We start from the raw sequence: 16,278 nt of genomic DNA, 5'->3' as shown, positions 1-16,278 counted from the left end.
TAAACGAATTTCCAAAATTTTTCTTGATTTTATGACAAATATGTGGCAAAACGGGTTTGAAATAATCTTGCTACTATAGCTCAGGGGTAGAGCACTTCATTGGTAATGAAGAGGTCGAGGGTTCGATTCCCCCTAGTAGCACCACAACACATCCTAAACTTTGTGAGTTTTTAACCTTTCTTGAAAAACTCATATGCTGATTTTAGTCTAGTTTCTATCAGATACTATTATAGTATTATGTTTATTTTATAAAGCTAAGTTGCAAATAATATAAAACTAATGTATGATTTACATTTAAAATACGGTAACGATTATTTTATTATATGATAGACATTCTTCTTTTTGTACATATTACTATTGCAATATTGCTAATTATAGTTATTCTGATGCAGCGTAGCGGATCGGATGGAATTAGTAGTATAAGCGGCGGTAATAATATGGGAGTAGTCAGTGCTAAAACAGTCGGTAATTTTCTTACTAAAAGTACTATAATACTTACAACATTATTTTTAATAAATGCAATAGTACTTGCTAACCTTTCCTCAAAAAAGAAATCTGATTTAGTTTCTAAGATTAATGAAATTGAAGAAAATCAAGCAGAAAATAGTTTACCTATAGCTAAATAGTTACAGCTTTATCTTAGTAATATCTCTCATACTTGTCATTGTCTACCGTTGTTGGTATTGTTGCGTGGATCGGTAAAAGCCACTGTGTCACCCCGTGGCTTGACCACGGGGTGACAGATAAAAGTACTGGATTCCTGCTTTTGCGGGAATGACATAACAGGAGTCATGTAACAACACCTATGGATAAATGGCATGACATGAATTTAGTATAGTTTTCAGAACTCCCAATATATATTATTAGAGTACAGCAATATTTTTGCACCTAAAATAATTTTAGAAATGTCTATAGAATTTAATATAAAAGAAAAAATTTATATCATTTTATGTACGTTTTTTACAGTCCTTATTATAGTAGGGAAACTTAATATATCAAAAATTTGTTTACCTTAATATTTTTAATTTTTATATTCTTGAATTATCTATAGGAGCAATTTTTTACCCGTTAACTTTTTTATTAACGGATTTAATAGCTGAGTTTTACGGTAAAGAAAGAGCCAATTTTTGTGTAAAGCTTGCTATTATTTTTAATATAATAGTAGTTTTAATAATAATAATAAGTCTCATGGATAAATTGGAAGCTACTAATATCTTGTTTAGCATCAACTTTTGCCTGTTATATAGCTCAACTTGTTGATATTAATATCTATTTATGGATATGTAAAATTACTAAAGGTAAATATTTATGGATAAGAAATAATTTTAGTACGGCAATTTCTTTATTTATCGATACTTTTATTGTAATTGGGATTATGAGCTTATTTAATATTTTTCCTTTTGACCAATTATGTCATCTTGTACTTAATAGCTATTCATTTAAACTATTTTTTACTATATTTAGTACTCCAGTATTCTATGCAGGAGTTTGGTTAATAAGCTTATTCATTAAGAAAGGATAAGCTCTTAGGCAAAGCTTATCCTTATTTAAATTTTCTATTGGTGATTTACAAATTGACTTTTAGTTTAATAAGTCCTTGATGGCTTTGATACTTTCTATGCGTATAATAATTATACTCAAGTAGAACATTGATATTTTTTCTACTCATAAGTATATTACTACCGATATTATATCCAAGCTTAGGTTGTTTTAGTGTAATAATTGTTTCTTGTAATGTTTGTCCTTTAAAAGTCGCTTTTGCATTAACTTTTGTATTTTTATTATTGAAGTGATACTCAATATTACCATACAAACTTGGTGTTAATACTATATTGTTTTTGGTCACTATAGGCTTAAACATTATTTTACCGCCAAGGCTACTTTCAAATAATTGATTTGATTTCTTTTGAATCATGAGATTTTCTATATCTACATTATACTCTTTATAGTTGCTAGCTCTTGAATAATCATATTGAAAACCGATATTAGGAATAAAATGTAAATCGTATTTTGTACGATATTGATAATGTAATAAAGTTTGAAAACTTAAATTATTGTTTTGATATTTTCCAATTATATTATTAATACTTTTAGATCTATTCTTAATATAATTATGACCGTAAGATGTTATAGCCTGCAATGAGAAACCTTTAATTAGTTTTTTTAGACCGTAAATGCTTAAAAGATGACCGTTAACTACTGTTTTCCCTAGTTTTTTATTATATTTAATTTGGGATTCCAAACGGCTATAAGCTATTCCTATAACATCATGACTATTGATGAATTCAGCATCAGTCCCGATAGTTATGCCGGTTATACGATTTTGATATTTTGGAATATTCTTCCAAGTGCTTTGTTTGTTGATGCTGTATAAGCCGCTAATCCATACCCCTCTGTTTATACTAGTTTCTTCATCACCGGCCCCTATTGCAGTAACCTTTAATCTATCACTTATATTATAGTGAACAGGTTTGTGAAGAGTTGAAGTCGCCTTAACTAATATTGCTGCTTTCCCACTACTAGTATCATCAGATACCTGTTGTCTCTGTGTCGCCTCATCTTGTTCTGTAATTGCTTCAGTTTTGAATGACACATCGATAGCTTCATCTTCGCTTTCTAAAACTATATCTTTTTTTAATTCTTCGTCAGTGGTGCTATTGTCAGTGGTGCTATTGCTTTCTTCTAATTCTTCTTCATCAGTTGCATACCCTTCATCGTCTTCATCACTAGATCTTAATGCTAGAAGTGATTTTTTGTCATCTGATGATTTATCATTGTTGCTATCGTTAGAACTCAATAATCTCGGTGATAAAGCGGTTGTTGAATCAGATTGCTCTGACTTTGAATCAGATTGCTCTGACTTTTTATTGCTATCTTCAGGTTGTGTATAATCCTTTGTTGAGGATTCGTCATTTGTAGCTTTGTTTTCTTGTTGGAATAATCGTAATTTTTTCGAATCTAAACGTCCTATTTTCTTTTCATTGTTACTATTTTCTGATTGAATATCACTACCATATTTTTGTTCTAGTTCAGTAGACTCTGCTAGTACTTGTTTAACAAATAGAAACAATTCTTTATCTTTTGCTAACTCTAAAAGTTGAGAAGTATAAATATCATGTACTTCTTGCCCTATTTCAGTTCTAGGACCTATAAAATCAGAGTGAGCAGTATTAAATGCCTCTTTTACCGCTTCTTCTGGATATTTTGTCAATAGCTGTGTATAAATATTATGTATTTTTTGTCCTATTTCAGTTCTAGGACCTATAAAGCTAGAGTGCATAGTGTCGACTGCTTCTTGGATTTTTTCAAAATACTTATTATTTTGATGAGCTTTAGATAAATTTTTTGAATGCTCAAATGCTACTGATTCCACTATAGCTTTTTTTAATAAATCGGCATCGGAGTATTTTGCTTTATGTCCTGCTGCTTTATGTCCTGATAAAGTAAATTCTTCATATCTTAAAGCTATATCGGAGCTAAAGTGATAAATTTTTGGAGTTGTTTTAAAAGTAGATGTATTTGTATTGAATTGAGTAATCCCTAAACTTTTTAGATAAGCTAATTCCCAATCTTGTGAATCAGGCAGTGGCGGTGGTGGTGGTATATTTCCGGTATGGATTGGTTTTTTAGCTTTTTCTTGTGAGCACTCTTTAATAGCTTGTAATATTATAGGCCCCTTTAATTTACTAGCAAGAATGCTTATTTGTTCATTGCTCATGTCTGTAAATGAAGGCAAAGCTGATCTTAATTGATCTAAATTACCTGTTAGTGTGATAGTAGAAGCTTTTAAAAGCTCTTTTAATAATTCGGGGGCTTTTTCCTTTACTATAGTAATAAACTCATTGTGAGGTAATTTTGCTGTAATTAATTCTTCAAATTTTATTGTGTTTAAAATAGCTGTTCTTAAATCATCAAGTTTAGCCTGTGCTTGATCAGAATTAATTATTTTTCTTAAGTCTGTATCTGCTGTTATTAAAAAATGAGCTTGTTGTACTATAGTTAATATATTAGGGTTGTTAATTAACTCTTCGACTTTATTGCCAAATATATCTTGATCGAAGTTTTTTGCATTAGTATAGGCAAATGCTAATTGTTCAAACAGATCTTGTTTGCTCTGTAACTCTCTCATCAATTCTGATTTATTGAATTCAAGTTTAATAGGTCTCTTTAATTCTTCAGATATTTTACATGACGATAATAAAATACGTTTTACTGCATCATCAGTGTCTTCATTGAAAAGATTTGTAATTATCTCTTCACTTGTTATTGTTTTCTTACCATTTACGGTTATATCTTTTATATACTGGTCTTGAACAAGGGTGTTAAAAGCTTCTTTAGCTTTTTCTGCGATTTCAGGGGTTGAAATGCTAAATAAATTTACAAGAGTTTTCTCGTCAGCTCCTTGGTTGGCGTATGATTCTGTTAATATTTGACGTATAACATTTGTAAGATCAGCTTGTCTTTTTATAAGCTGATCTTGTAAATCATTAGCTTTTGTACCTCCTGTCTCAGTTCTATATTCTGCATATAGTTTGGCATAAGCTGTATCTGGCGTGCTTCTGTCTGTGCTGGTTGCACTAGAAGCTGTAGGTTGAAGTAGTGCTTTTGATTGAACAGTAGTATTGCGAGTAAACTGAATATATAATGAATGTATGTGAGGATATTCTGCTTGTAACTGATTTAAATCAAAATGGTTAGAGTTGCTACTAAAGCCTTGAAAATTTAAGGGAGGTGGTGGGGGTGGCATGCTTCCATTTAGCGGTAGAGGTGGTGGGGGTGGTATGCTTCCATTTAACGGTAGAGGTGGTGGATTCGGAATGCCGCTTTGTGTTTGTTCTAAATTATTTGCATTATTACCTACTGCTAACCCTAAAATTTTATTGGTTTCATCGCTGAGTTTACTATCAGATAATATTACTTTAATTACTGAATTTAATGTGTGGTTATTTACTTCTTTGGCTAGTTTTATCATATCGTCTTTAGTTAAACTATCTCTTATTAGCCCTTTATTTTTTAGTTCTATATTTATTTCTTTTACTATTTCTGGTGTTAAAATATAGACGCTTTTTACAATGTAGGGTTGTATTCTGTTTTTTAACTCTAATTGCAGAGTTAAAAAGTTTTCTACTGAACTCTTATCTTTACTTGCTGCTAGTTTGATAAGATCTAATCGTGCCTTTTCTTCAAATTGACTATTAGATATATTTCGTGTTGCATAGTCTTGAATTCTTTCAGCAAATATAGTTTTTTCTTCAGAAGAACTATTTTCTAATAATTCTTTTAAAATAGGTCTATTTTTAACGTCAATATTGGTATTGAAATCTAATTGTCCCTTATCATTGCTAAATAATACCCTTTGAATAGTATCATCATTAAAATCACTTAAGATAGCCGTTACTGCTTCTTGTTTATAAATACTATCTACTTGAAGAGTTAATGCTGCTATAGGATCTGTTTTAATAAGATTTTTAAAGTCTTCAATATTTTCTTCTTGTTGTATTATCCTATTTAGATTGTGTTGAGACGGCGTTAATTTACCCTTACTTGCTTTAGTATTAAAGTGCCTTTTAAAAGTACCTATAGGATCAAAAAAATATTTTTGTTTCTTTTGTCTACCCATGATAATCCCTGAAGATGTTTCTGTATTATTTAATCTATCATTATAGTCGTTTTGGCTTCCGCTCTTTTTTTGAGAGCGTCCGGCAGATGGGTTAGTAGTATCATTGTTGTTTAGCAACTGGTTTGCTGCTATTCCGGCTCTTATTTGGTCTATATAAGAATTTGCTTTTACTGCCCCTATCTTAAATTCATTCATTAATTCGTCAGCGTTAGGGATAATATTATTATCTATATAGTACGATTTTTTACCAAGCATCATCTGAGTTGCTATTGATGCGATATAGTTTGTTGCCTCACCTTTATCAGCACCAAATTTCTGCTCTAGTTCTTTTTCTGTAGGAATATGGCTATCGACTATATATTGTGGCTTTTCTTTGTCCATAACTTTAAGTCTTATTGACTTAATATAGCCGTCTCTATTATCATCACGAGATATACCAAACCTCTTTTTTAACTCTTTTTCTGTAGGAATATGGCTATCGGCTATATATTGTCCCTTTGCGTTTTCCATAATTTCAGTTCTTATTGAAGCAACAAAAGATTCTGCATCATCTTTATTCATGTTAAGAACAGTCCTTACTTCTTGCATTTCAGGGATAATATCATTATCAACATAATGTTTGTATTTAATATCTCTGTTTATTGAGTTGATATATAGTTCGATTATTGCTTTTTTGTCTTTTTCTGCACGACGTACCTTTTGATTGTGTTCTACATTATTGTCTATTTTGCTAGGGTCATAACTTATTCCAAGATTTGTTGCTGCTTCTATATCTGTAGGAACTACATCTTGATTAATATATTCTTGTTTTTTTGTATCAAAATCCTGTTGTTTTACTCTTTCGATGTATAATAAAATTTCAGTTCTTGCTTGTCTTGCTTTATGTCTAGTATTATATAAAAAACTTGATAAATCTGTTTCCTTATACTTTATTCCTAGATCATCTTGTGCTTGAGTAAAACTAGGAACTAAATCTGCTTCTTGCCATTTTTTGATTTTTTCATTTGGAGTCAAATCTTTCCAAATATTTTGTTGCTGTGTTGAATTGTGCTTTTCCCATGCCGGGATTTTACTAACTAAATCTTTAAAGCTTGCCGCTCTAGCACTTGTACTTAAAAAGCTACTAGTCAACAAACATGTTGACATGAAAAAAGTTAAAACATATTTTTTTGAGTGGGAATTTTGTAAATTCATTCAAACCTCGATTAGTTATTATTTTTTAAATACAAACGAGGCGAATCATATAATTTTTGTTAACCTATGTAAACATATTAATTACTAATTTTTGTTAACCAATGAATTTTCTAGCCAAAATGTGTTTAATATATCACATGCTAATGTATACTCCAAATTTTAAACTTTTTTCAAAAGGAGTATGTAATAATACTTTTGAAAGAAATGTACTTCAGTTTTTGGTAAATAAAATATGCAAATTCAATTTCACTTATATAACACTCTTAGCCGTACTAAGGAGGTTTTTAATCCTCAAGATCAAGCTAACGTAAAAATGTATGTATGTGGACCGACTGTTTATGATAATCCTCATATAGGCAATAGTAGGTCGGGAGTAGTATATGATTTACTTTATCGTATAGTTATAAAAATATTCGGTGAGAAGGCAGTAAAATATGTACGTAACATTACGGATGTTGACGATAAAATTATCGATAGAGCTGCACTACTTGGTGTTACTATTGATGAGTTGACTGATAAAGTTACGAAAGAGTTTCATAAAAATATGGCATATTTAGGTTGTATGCTACCTAGTATTGAGCCGAAAGCTACAAAGCATATTGATGTAATGATCGCAATAATAGAACGCTTAATAGCAAAAGATCACGCATATATTGCTGATAATCATGTTTATTTTGATGTTTTATCAGCGCCAAATTATACGGAATTATCTAACCGCAATTTAGAAGAAATGTTTGAGGGAGTGCATGTAGAAAATAGTAAAACCAAAAAAAATCCACAAGATTTTGTATTATGGAAACCGGCAAAGCAAAATGAATCGGCAAATATGAATTTTGAAAGCCCCTGGGGACTTGGTCGCCCTGGATGGCATATTGAATGTTCAGCCATGAGCTACAAATATTTAGGTGAGAATTTTGATATTCACGGCGGCGGAGCAGATTTAATCTTTCCGCATCATACCAATGAGATTGCTCAAAGTAGATGTGCTTTTCCAAATTCTACCTATGCTAAATATTGGGTACATAATGGGTTTCTAACGGTTAACGGTGAGAAAATGAGTAAATCTCTTGGTAATTTTATTACCGTAAGGGATTTAATGGATAAGCAAATTCAAGGAGAAGTAGTAAGGTTATTTTTATTAAGTAGTCACTATAGGCGTCCTCTTGATTATAATGATAAAGCTATAGAAGATGCTAAGAAAACTTTAGATTATTGGTATAGAGCTATAGAAAATATTAATGTGCAGAAAATAGATTTACCTCATGATTTCATGCAAAGCTTACTTGATGATATAAATACGCCGCGTGCCGTTAAAATCATTAATGACTACGCTAAAGCTGTTTTTATTTCTAAAACTGAAGAAGAAAGGCAGCTTAACGCCTCTGCTATTATTACTTGTGCTAATTTTATTGGTTTAATGAATAAGACTCCACACGAGTGGTTTAATAGCGGTGTGGATAAACTCTATATAAATGAGCTTGTAAATAAGCGTTTGGAAGCAAAAAAACAAAAAAATTGGTTATTAGCCGATCAAATTCGTAACCAGTTATTAGAGGAAAAAATAATTCTAGAAGATCAACCTGATGGTACTACTACTTGGCGAAAAGAATAAAAGCTTGTAAATTACGCAATATGCGTATATAATTATAGGCTTGTAAGTTGTCATTGCGAGGAAATTATGTAATAATTGACGAAGCAATCTCACAGGATATTTGATGAGATTGCCACGCAGCCTACGGCTGCTCGCAATGACGATTATCCAAAACTTAAGTAAAAAATTCACACGTAAGATATATGTTAGTTCATTAGAATGGACATCTTACGGAGGTATAAACTAACAATTAGGAGAATTTAAAAATGTCAAAAATACCATCTGTTAACATTAAAGCATTATTAGATGCGGGCGTGCATTTCGGTCACAAGACCTCACGTTGGAATCCTAAAATGGCATCTTACATATATGGTGAACGTGATGATGTTCATATAATCGATTTAAGACAAAGTGTCGCTTTAATGAACGTTGCTTTGAATGCAATATATGAAACCGTAAAAAAAGACGGTAAAATATTATTTGTAAGTACTAAAATACAGGCAAGCGATATTATAGCGGAATATGCCGAAAAATGCGGGCAGTATTACGTAAATCATAGATGGCTTGGTGGTATGCTAACTAACTGGAAAACTATTGCGGGTTCAATAGAAAAGCTAAATAAGTTAGACAAAACCTTAGAAAACGAAGAAGCACTTATGGGTTATACTAAGAAAGAGATACTCGATATGAGTCGTAAGAAAGATAAATTACTTCTATCTCTTGCCGGTATTAGAAATCTTAATTCTAAACCTGATCTTCTAGTAGTTATTGACACTAATAAAGAGCATATCGCAATTAATGAAGCGGTAAAACTTAATGTTCCTATAGTTGCAGTAGTTGATACTAATTCTAATCCTGATAATGTAGATTATCCGATTCCGGGTAATGATGATTCTATAAGATCAATAAGACTTTATTGTAGTTTATTTGCAGATGCGGCATTACAAGGACTTGAAGAATCAATGAAAGCTTCAGGAGTTGATATGGGTGCTATGCAAGAGCATACAGATAAGGCGTTAACTTCTAAAAATGTTTCTAAATTAAAACAAGCTAAAAAATTCTCTAAAACGAAAAATATTGATGAAGAGACAAATACAGAATTTGAGCAAGCATTAAATGATACCGATGAAAATAAAAATTCTTATAATGCATAAGTGTTGTTGCATGGATCGGCTTTTCCATTGTTATCCCGCGACTTGATCGCGGGATCCAGCTTAAAATACTAATATTAGTATTTTAAATTGTTTTTATGGACCCCAGGAGCAAGCCACGGGGTGACACCGAGGTCGTTCTTCGAGCTACAACCCAAGCCAAATATAATAATTAAGGAGAAAGTAAGGTATGAGTGAAATAAATATAAGTGCTGCAGCGGTTAAAGAATTAAGAGAAAAAACTGGTGCAGGTATGATGGACTGCAAAAAAGCATTAATAGAAACCAGCGGTAATTTTGAAGAAGCTATTGATTTTCTTCGTAAGAAAGGTTTAGCGGCTGCTGCAAAGAAAGCCGGACGCATTGCTTCTGAAGGTTTAACGGCTGCAAAAGTTGATGGGCTTACCGGAGTGGTAATTGAAGTAAATTCCGAAACGGATTTTGTTGCTAGAAATGAGCAGTTTCAGGATCTAGTTAAGGATATTGCAAATCTTGCAGTAATTGCAAAAACTATAGACACGCTAAAAACATTTAAAATGCAAAGTGGTAAATCAGTTGAAGAAGAAATTATAGAAAATATCGCTACAATCGGTGAAAATTTAACATTACGTCGTATGGATATATTAGAGATATCTGAAGGAGCAATCGGTTCGTACGTGCATAATGAAGTTGTACCGAATTTAGGAAAAATTTCCGTATTAGTAGGTCTTGCGTCTAACGCAAAAGATAAAGCAAAACTAGAAGCTTTAGCTAAACAAATTGCTGTTCATGTAGCAGGAAATAACCCGCAAAGTATAGATGATTCAAGCTTGGATCAAGCACTCGTAGAGCGTGAGAGAAAAGTATTTTTTGAAAAATCTAAAGAAGAAGGAAAGCCTGATAATATTATAGAAAAAATGGTAGAAGGTAGAATACGTAAATTCTTCTCGGAAGTTGTATTGCTTCAGCAAAATTTCTTATTTGAACCTAAACTTACCGTTGCGGAAGTAATTAAAAATGCTGAAAAAGAACTCGGTGCAGAAATTAAAATCGCCAAATTTATTAGATACGAACTTGGTGAAGGTATAGAATACGAAGAAAAAAACTTTGCCGATGAAGTAGCTGCCATTACGCAAGGTTAATGGGCTTGTTTCATAGCTTCAATGTCATTCCCGCGTGGATACCAAATCGTCATTGCAAGCATGTGTTGTTGCGCAGACACAATTCTATCCTGTCATCCCGCGACTTGATCGCAGGATCCAGTAAAAATATAAAAACAACTAGTATTAGTTATTTTTATGAATACCGTGGTCAAACCACGGTATGACACCGAATGCGTTTTTCTATCCACGCAATAATACCTTCCCGTGGTCAATTGAACTAGGTGACAGTAAAAAACTCGTGAATACTCACTCACACCTTTTCAAAGCAAACAAAGGCGAATTTAGGATAAGTGCTTATTCTAAACTCGTATTTATAATATCTCTCTAACTACAATCAACTATCTATTAATAAATAATTTTCGGTTTTTTACTTTATAATAAAAGATTTATATTGACTTAATAATAGAAAATCTTACATTAATTATTATTATTAGTTTAAATGAAGAGCGTTTTATGTCAAGGACAAAAGAGGAATATGCTGCACAAATTTATGCTGTCAAAGAGCATCGTAGGAGACAAGCTAATTATAGTGATAATGATGCCGAATTACTTGGAGTTATTATAGTGTCGGTGATGCATGTTATAAAGCAGTAGAAGGGGCAGTAAAAGTTACCGTCACAGGAAGTAAAATTATAGAAAACGCCTATAAGATAGGAAGTGGACAAATAGCAGTACTCGGTACTGATGCCGAAAGTAAAATAACTTATATAACAAAGCATCCTTCGTCTCGAGGTAATACGAGTACTCCCACTCAGTCGATGACAACTCATCCTGTAGATCCTTTAGAGTAAACTCCCCCTAATACTCCTACCTCTAAAAGAGAAAAGGCTAAAATATACGGAAAAAAACTGGTAGATAGTACAAAGATTGGAGCTAAAACCCTTTCAAACGCTTATAAAGTGACAACCGGTACAATAGAAGTCGTCGGTCCAGGAAGTGATTTTAACAGTAATGGTAAGGAAAAATTTATATTTTCTGAACCTACTAAGCGTAAAGTTGTTCAAAAAGAATTTAAAACCGAAAACGGTTATAAGTGCGGTATTGTGTTGGAAGAGACAATTGAAGCTTCCTTAACATTAAGATTGAATAACAAGTGTATAGTTAAGATTAAAGAATTTAGAAGCATGATTGTCCCTGATACTACAGAAGATACTTTTGATATTTCGCTAATTTTAAAATATTCTGATGGGACAAACATGCTTAAAGCAGATCCTGCTTTTTTAAAGATACATTACGGTAGAGACGGAAAATTAAATAAGTTATCGTTGCCAAACCCACTATAATTTTTCATAACTAATGGTATCCGGCCTTAACCGTTTATAAAGGTGAATTATGTTCTTTGCCTATAAGTAGTGGTATTATAGGTATTTGAATAAGAAAATACTAGAAAATAACGGAAGTATAGAAATCAGTCACGTAGATCCTGAATTTACTATAGAGCTTTTAGGAGAATAAGAGTTTTTAGTTAAATTCTATCAAAGAAACTTCGTAATTACTTTTAAATATTCATCTAGGACTTTTTGGTTGTCCTTAACAAATTTTAAAGCATTTTCGCGGTAAGCTGTAAGTTCTAGAGCATTATTAGACCTGAGTAGATATGTTAGTTTAATTAGTAAATCTTCACCATTTTTGATTTGGATAGCTGCTTCATTTTGCAGTACGCCTTTAGCGATATCGGTGTTTTTGCTCATATCAGGACCGAACATAATACAATTAGAGAAATATGCTGCTTCTAAAATATTATGCCCGCCTTGTTTAAAAGAACCGCCGATAAAAGAAATTGTAGATACAGAAAAAAATAGTCCCATTTCGCCGAACCTATCAACTATATAAAGATCATCGCTTAAAACAGGTAAATCATTTTGCGACTTAGCGGTAGCGGATAAATTATGTGACTTACAATTATCGATAATTGATTTAACTCGCTCAGGATGTCTTGGAATTAAGATAATATAGCAGTCTAAAAACTGCTCTTTTAGGTTTTTGATTATAGGCAAAATCACCTCTTCATCTTCGGGGTGAGTGCTGGCAAATAGCACGACTCGCCTATTGTCTAAATGTAAGCTTAATTTTGATAACTCTTCTTGATTGACCGGAAGTTTTTCGTTGGCAAATTTAATATTGCCTAAATTCACTGCATCTGATACGCCAAGTTCATTGAATTTTTGTAAGTCACGCTCGCTTTGCACGATAATTTTACTGCAATTTTTGAGAATAAGCTGAAAAAAGCTTTTTCTTTTTAGCCAAGCTTTAAACGATTGATCGGAAATACGAGCATTAACTAGTAGTAATTTACACTGCTTTGCTCCCTCATTAATAGTACACGGCCATAATTCCGATTCTATAAAAATGCCTAAATCAGGTTGCCAATTTCTTAAAAATTTTCGAGTAAAAATAATATTATCTATCGGTAAAAATTGGTGAACTGCTATTTTAGGTAATTTGGTAGTTAATATTTTAGCGGAGCTGTTAGTCCAAGAAGTGACTAGAAAACGAACGTCCGGGTAGCGTTTATTTATATTATGTATTAATGTTAAAGCTACCATAGACTCGCCAACGCTTGCTGCATGAATCCATATCAGCCTTCGTGTATAACTTGCTTCTAAAGGTAATTTATACGTCGGTCCTAACCCTTCATCCTCACGTATTAGTGTATACGCTGTGGTTCGCAGTGAAGTGTCTCCTTTAAATTCCTCTTTATTAGCGGACGTTTGCACGAAGTCTAATAAATCGTCTTGTCTGTGTTTGCCAATAGCAAAACGCTCTTGTATGCGTCTTATATCTTCTTTACCTATTAACAAACGTATAAGAATTATGATAAAATAAACAGGTAATAATATAAAGCTTAAAGCATAATATAATAACATCATTGCTTTAAACTCTCTGTTAAGCTTGCTAATTGTTTTTCAAGGCTTATATGGTTTTGTATTTTATCATTTGTGAGTTCTAAAGGCAAGCCAACTATGATTTTAATGGTACCAAACGGTAGGGGTATTATTAATTTATCCCAACTTTTTAATCTGAAACATCTAGAAGTGGAGCTGACTATAGTAATAAGTTTTGTGTTATATCTATAGGCAATTTCGGTAATACCGCTATTTACTTTATATACCGGTCCTTTAGGACCGTCCGGCGTGACTATTATATTTGCACCTTGAGATAACTTACCTATAATATTACGTAAAGCTCCAATTGGATTTTTATTAGTAGAACCTACTATCACTCTGCAACCGAATTTTCCTACTAGATTGTTTAAAATTTTTCCGTCTAAATGCGGTGATATTAAAGCATAGAGATTTCTATGTCCTATAAACATAGCCGGACTTAAGGCAAGCATATTATGCCAAAATGCAAAGATTACCCCTTGTTCGTTTAGGAATTTTTCCTTATTGCCGTTATCGTAAAATATAAATTTCTGCTTTGAAGTAAAGTAAACAAAACGCAAATACCAATATAGTAAAATAGTAATTATACTAAGTACGTATTTATTATTTTTTAAAAATTTTTTAAAAACTTTCCGCATTATTTTTTTGTTGGTTTAGGTGGCTTTTTAACTTTTCCGTCATTGCGAGGAAATTACGAAGTAAGTGACGAAGCAGTCTCAGGATATTTAACGAGATTGTCACGCAGCCTATGGCTGCTCGCAATGACGATGTGGTATCCATGCAAAGCCTTAAGCAGGAATGACATCGATTGTTCTCTCAATTCTAATACAAGCTTTTTCTAGCTCTTCCATAGAAGTAGCATAAGAAATTCTAAAATATCCCTCTAAGCCGAAAGCGATACCAGGTACTACGGCAACTTTTGCTTCTTCAAGTAAATATTCGGCAAAATCATTACTATTTGCAATAATTGTTCCTGATTTAGTTTTATGCCCAAATATTTTATCGCATTTAACAAATAAGTAAAACGCTCCTTCCGGCTTATAGCATTCAAAATATTTTACTCTTTTCAAAATTGATAAAGCAAGATCACGCTTTTTTTGACAATTTAAAGCATTAGGCTTTATATAATCTTGAGGACCGTTTAATGCTTCAATAGCAGCCATTTGACTTATTGAACAAGGGTTTGAAGTACTTTGCGACTGAATAATAGTCATTGCTTTAATCAAAGCTTTAGAGCCTACACCGTATCCTATACGCCAACCCGTCATAGAATAAGCTTTAGATACTCCGTTTACGGTAAATATTCTCTTTTTTAAATCAGGTGCTATTTGGGCTAATGTATAAAATTTAAAATCGTCAAAAGTAATATGCTCGTAAATATCATCGGACATTACGTTTACATGTGAATATTTTCTTAAAACTTTAGCAATATTTTCTAGTTCTTCAAAATTATAGCTTGCACCTGTTGGATTACTAGGTGAGTTAATAATAAGCCACTTAGTTTTATCCGTAATTGAACGTTCTAAAGCTTCTGCACTTAATTTAAAGTTATTTTCAATTCCGCAATTTACAAAAACAGGTGTTCCTGTGCTAAGTGCAACCATATCAGGATATGAAACCCAATAGGGTGCTGGAATAATTACCTCATCCCCTTGGTCTAAAGATGCCATAAACAAATTATATATAACTTGCTTACCGCCGGTGCTTACTATTATTTCATCAAGTTCGTAATCTATATTATTTTCACGTTTGAATTTGTCTTTTATTGCTTGCCTTAAAAGAGGCATACCCTCAACGTTAGTATATTTAGTAAAGCCGTCTTTAATCGCTTTAATCGCCGCTTCCTTAATATTGTCAGGCGTATCAAAATCAGGCTCACCGGCACCGAGTGTGATAATATCAACTCCCGCTTTTTTAAGTTCAAGAGTTTTTTTAACGACTGCAAGGGTCGGCGATGGTTTTATAGAACTTAGCCTCGTAGAAATAATTGACATAATTTGAGTCCGTATTAAATGAAAGCTATAGTAAAATCGGTAATTTCAAGAAATAAATATTAATTCTTATAATGAAATCTACAATTATATATTATAATTTGTTTAGTATTGACAGAATATATTAGTCTATGTTCGTGGTTAATTCTACGTGACCATAAACCTGATAATATATGTTTTAAAGGTTCGGGCTTACCTATACCTGTAAACGATGCTTCTTGGATATTTTTTATTAGAATTTTAATACGTTCATATTTTTTAATATCGTATTTTTTCCAATACACTAAATCCTTCGCTGCTTCTAGTGTCCACTCAATCTCAATCATCTAAATTAACTTTAGCAAACTCTCCTCTTTTTGCTTGTTCGATAGATTTTTTTATTCGATTTGCATTAGCCAGATTAGATAATAAATATAATGTTTCTTTTGTAGATTCATATTCTTCTTCGGTTAAAAGAATAATATTCTTATGATTCTTTCTTTTAATAAGATAAGGGACATGATCGTTTTCTACGGTATTTAGTACAGAGCTTAAGTTTTTTCTAAATGAAGTGCCGCTAATTGAGTTCATGAGCTACCTACTGATGTACATATAACATGTACATCCTAGCTTCAATGCCATTAATTTACAAGTAAAATTATTATTTTATTTAAAAATTTATCAATATATGCTTTATTATAGTAAGTAATATTAATTTAGTAATTA

General features: G+C 32.1%; 12 protein-coding genes, 1 tRNA gene and 1 pseudogene. 8 read left to right on the top strand and 6 right to left on the bottom strand.

Annotation, left to right across the window (positions count from 1 at the left end):
* Window positions 1–69: 69 nt before the first annotated feature.
* The 3 genes and pseudogenes from GCO76_RS04395 to GCO76_RS04385 all read left to right on the top strand — a co-directional run bounded on the left by GCO76_RS04395 (window position 70) and on the right by GCO76_RS04385 (window position 1,522).
* A tRNA-Thr gene (locus GCO76_RS04395) sits at window positions 70–144 on the top strand.
* Window positions 145–323: 179 nt separating this feature from the next.
* Window positions 324–626 (top strand): preprotein translocase subunit SecG, encoded by a 303-nt coding sequence (gene secG, locus GCO76_RS04390; protein WP_004996773.1) that lies wholly within the window; start codon window positions 324–326, stop codon window positions 624–626.
* A 279-nt stretch (window positions 627–905) separates the two neighbouring features.
* A pseudogene (locus GCO76_RS04385) lies at window positions 906–1,522 on the top strand (queuosine precursor transporter).
* 45 nt (window positions 1,523–1,567) lie between these two features.
* Here the strand turns inward: GCO76_RS04385 and GCO76_RS04380 are convergent.
* Complete coding sequence (locus GCO76_RS04380; protein ID WP_410956290.1) at window positions 1,568–6,814, bottom strand: autotransporter domain-containing protein; 5,247 nt, start codon at window positions 6,812–6,814, stop codon at window positions 1,568–1,570.
* A gap of 232 nt (window positions 6,815–7,046) precedes the next feature.
* Between GCO76_RS04380 and cysS the strand changes: the two genes are divergently transcribed.
* From cysS to GCO76_RS04355, 5 genes are all read left to right on the top strand, one after another.
* Window positions 7,047–8,426 (top strand): cysteine--tRNA ligase, encoded by a 1,380-nt coding sequence (gene cysS, locus GCO76_RS04375; RefSeq protein WP_410956289.1) that lies wholly within the window; start codon window positions 7,047–7,049, stop codon window positions 8,424–8,426.
* Between the two features lie 245 nt (window positions 8,427–8,671).
* Window positions 8,672–9,559, top strand: coding sequence for a 30S ribosomal protein S2 (gene rpsB / locus GCO76_RS04370; RefSeq protein WP_410956288.1), 888 nt, complete (start codon window positions 8,672–8,674; stop codon window positions 9,557–9,559).
* 187 nt (window positions 9,560–9,746) lie between these two features.
* The gene (tsf, locus tag GCO76_RS04365) at window positions 9,747–10,676 is read left to right on the top strand and encodes a translation elongation factor Ts (protein WP_103897337.1); all 930 of its coding nucleotides are present in this window, start codon (window positions 9,747–9,749) and stop codon (window positions 10,674–10,676) included.
* 474 nt (window positions 10,677–11,150) lie between these two features.
* Entirely contained in the window at window positions 11,151–11,291 is a 141-nt protein-coding gene (locus GCO76_RS04360) for a hypothetical protein (protein ID WP_410956287.1), read from the top strand.
* 305 nt (window positions 11,292–11,596) lie between these two features.
* The gene (locus tag GCO76_RS04355) at window positions 11,597–11,980 is read left to right on the top strand and encodes a hypothetical protein (RefSeq protein WP_410956286.1); all 384 of its coding nucleotides are present in this window, start codon (window positions 11,597–11,599) and stop codon (window positions 11,978–11,980) included.
* Window positions 11,981–12,172: 192 nt separating this feature from the next.
* Here GCO76_RS04355 and waaA read toward each other — a convergent pair whose 3' ends face one another.
* From waaA to GCO76_RS04330, 5 genes are all read right to left on the bottom strand, one after another.
* On the bottom strand, window positions 12,173–13,567 hold the full coding sequence (gene waaA / locus GCO76_RS04350; protein WP_410956285.1) for a lipid IV(A) 3-deoxy-D-manno-octulosonic acid transferase: 1,395 nt from the start codon (window positions 13,565–13,567) through the stop codon (window positions 12,173–12,175).
* The gene (locus tag GCO76_RS04345; protein ID WP_410956284.1) at window positions 13,564–14,220 is read right to left on the bottom strand and encodes a lysophospholipid acyltransferase family protein; all 657 of its coding nucleotides are present in this window, start codon (window positions 14,218–14,220) and stop codon (window positions 13,564–13,566) included. Before GCO76_RS04345 ends, waaA begins: the two co-directional genes overlap by 4 nt.
* A 150-nt stretch (window positions 14,221–14,370) precedes the next feature.
* The gene (locus tag GCO76_RS04340) at window positions 14,371–15,576 is read right to left on the bottom strand and encodes a pyridoxal phosphate-dependent aminotransferase (protein ID WP_410956283.1); all 1,206 of its coding nucleotides are present in this window, start codon (window positions 15,574–15,576) and stop codon (window positions 14,371–14,373) included.
* 59 nt (window positions 15,577–15,635) lie between these two features.
* Window positions 15,636–15,899: a Txe/YoeB family addiction module toxin gene (locus GCO76_RS04335; RefSeq protein WP_410956282.1), complete on the bottom strand. Its 264-nt coding sequence runs from the start codon at window positions 15,897–15,899 to the stop codon at window positions 15,636–15,638.
* A complete protein-coding gene (locus GCO76_RS04330; RefSeq protein ID WP_014013838.1) occupies window positions 15,892–16,143 on the bottom strand; it encodes a type II toxin-antitoxin system Phd/YefM family antitoxin in 252 nt (83 codons plus the stop codon). Before GCO76_RS04330 ends, GCO76_RS04335 begins: the two co-directional genes overlap by 8 nt.
* Window positions 16,144–16,278: the final 135 nt, after the last annotated feature.

Source organism: Rickettsia koreansis (genome assembly GCF_046532895.1).
Lineage (GTDB): Bacteria > Pseudomonadota > Alphaproteobacteria > Rickettsiales > Rickettsiaceae > Rickettsia > Rickettsia rickettsii.
The sequence above is the reverse complement of the archived record's forward strand: the minus strand, read 5'-3'. Positions and strand labels throughout refer to the sequence as shown.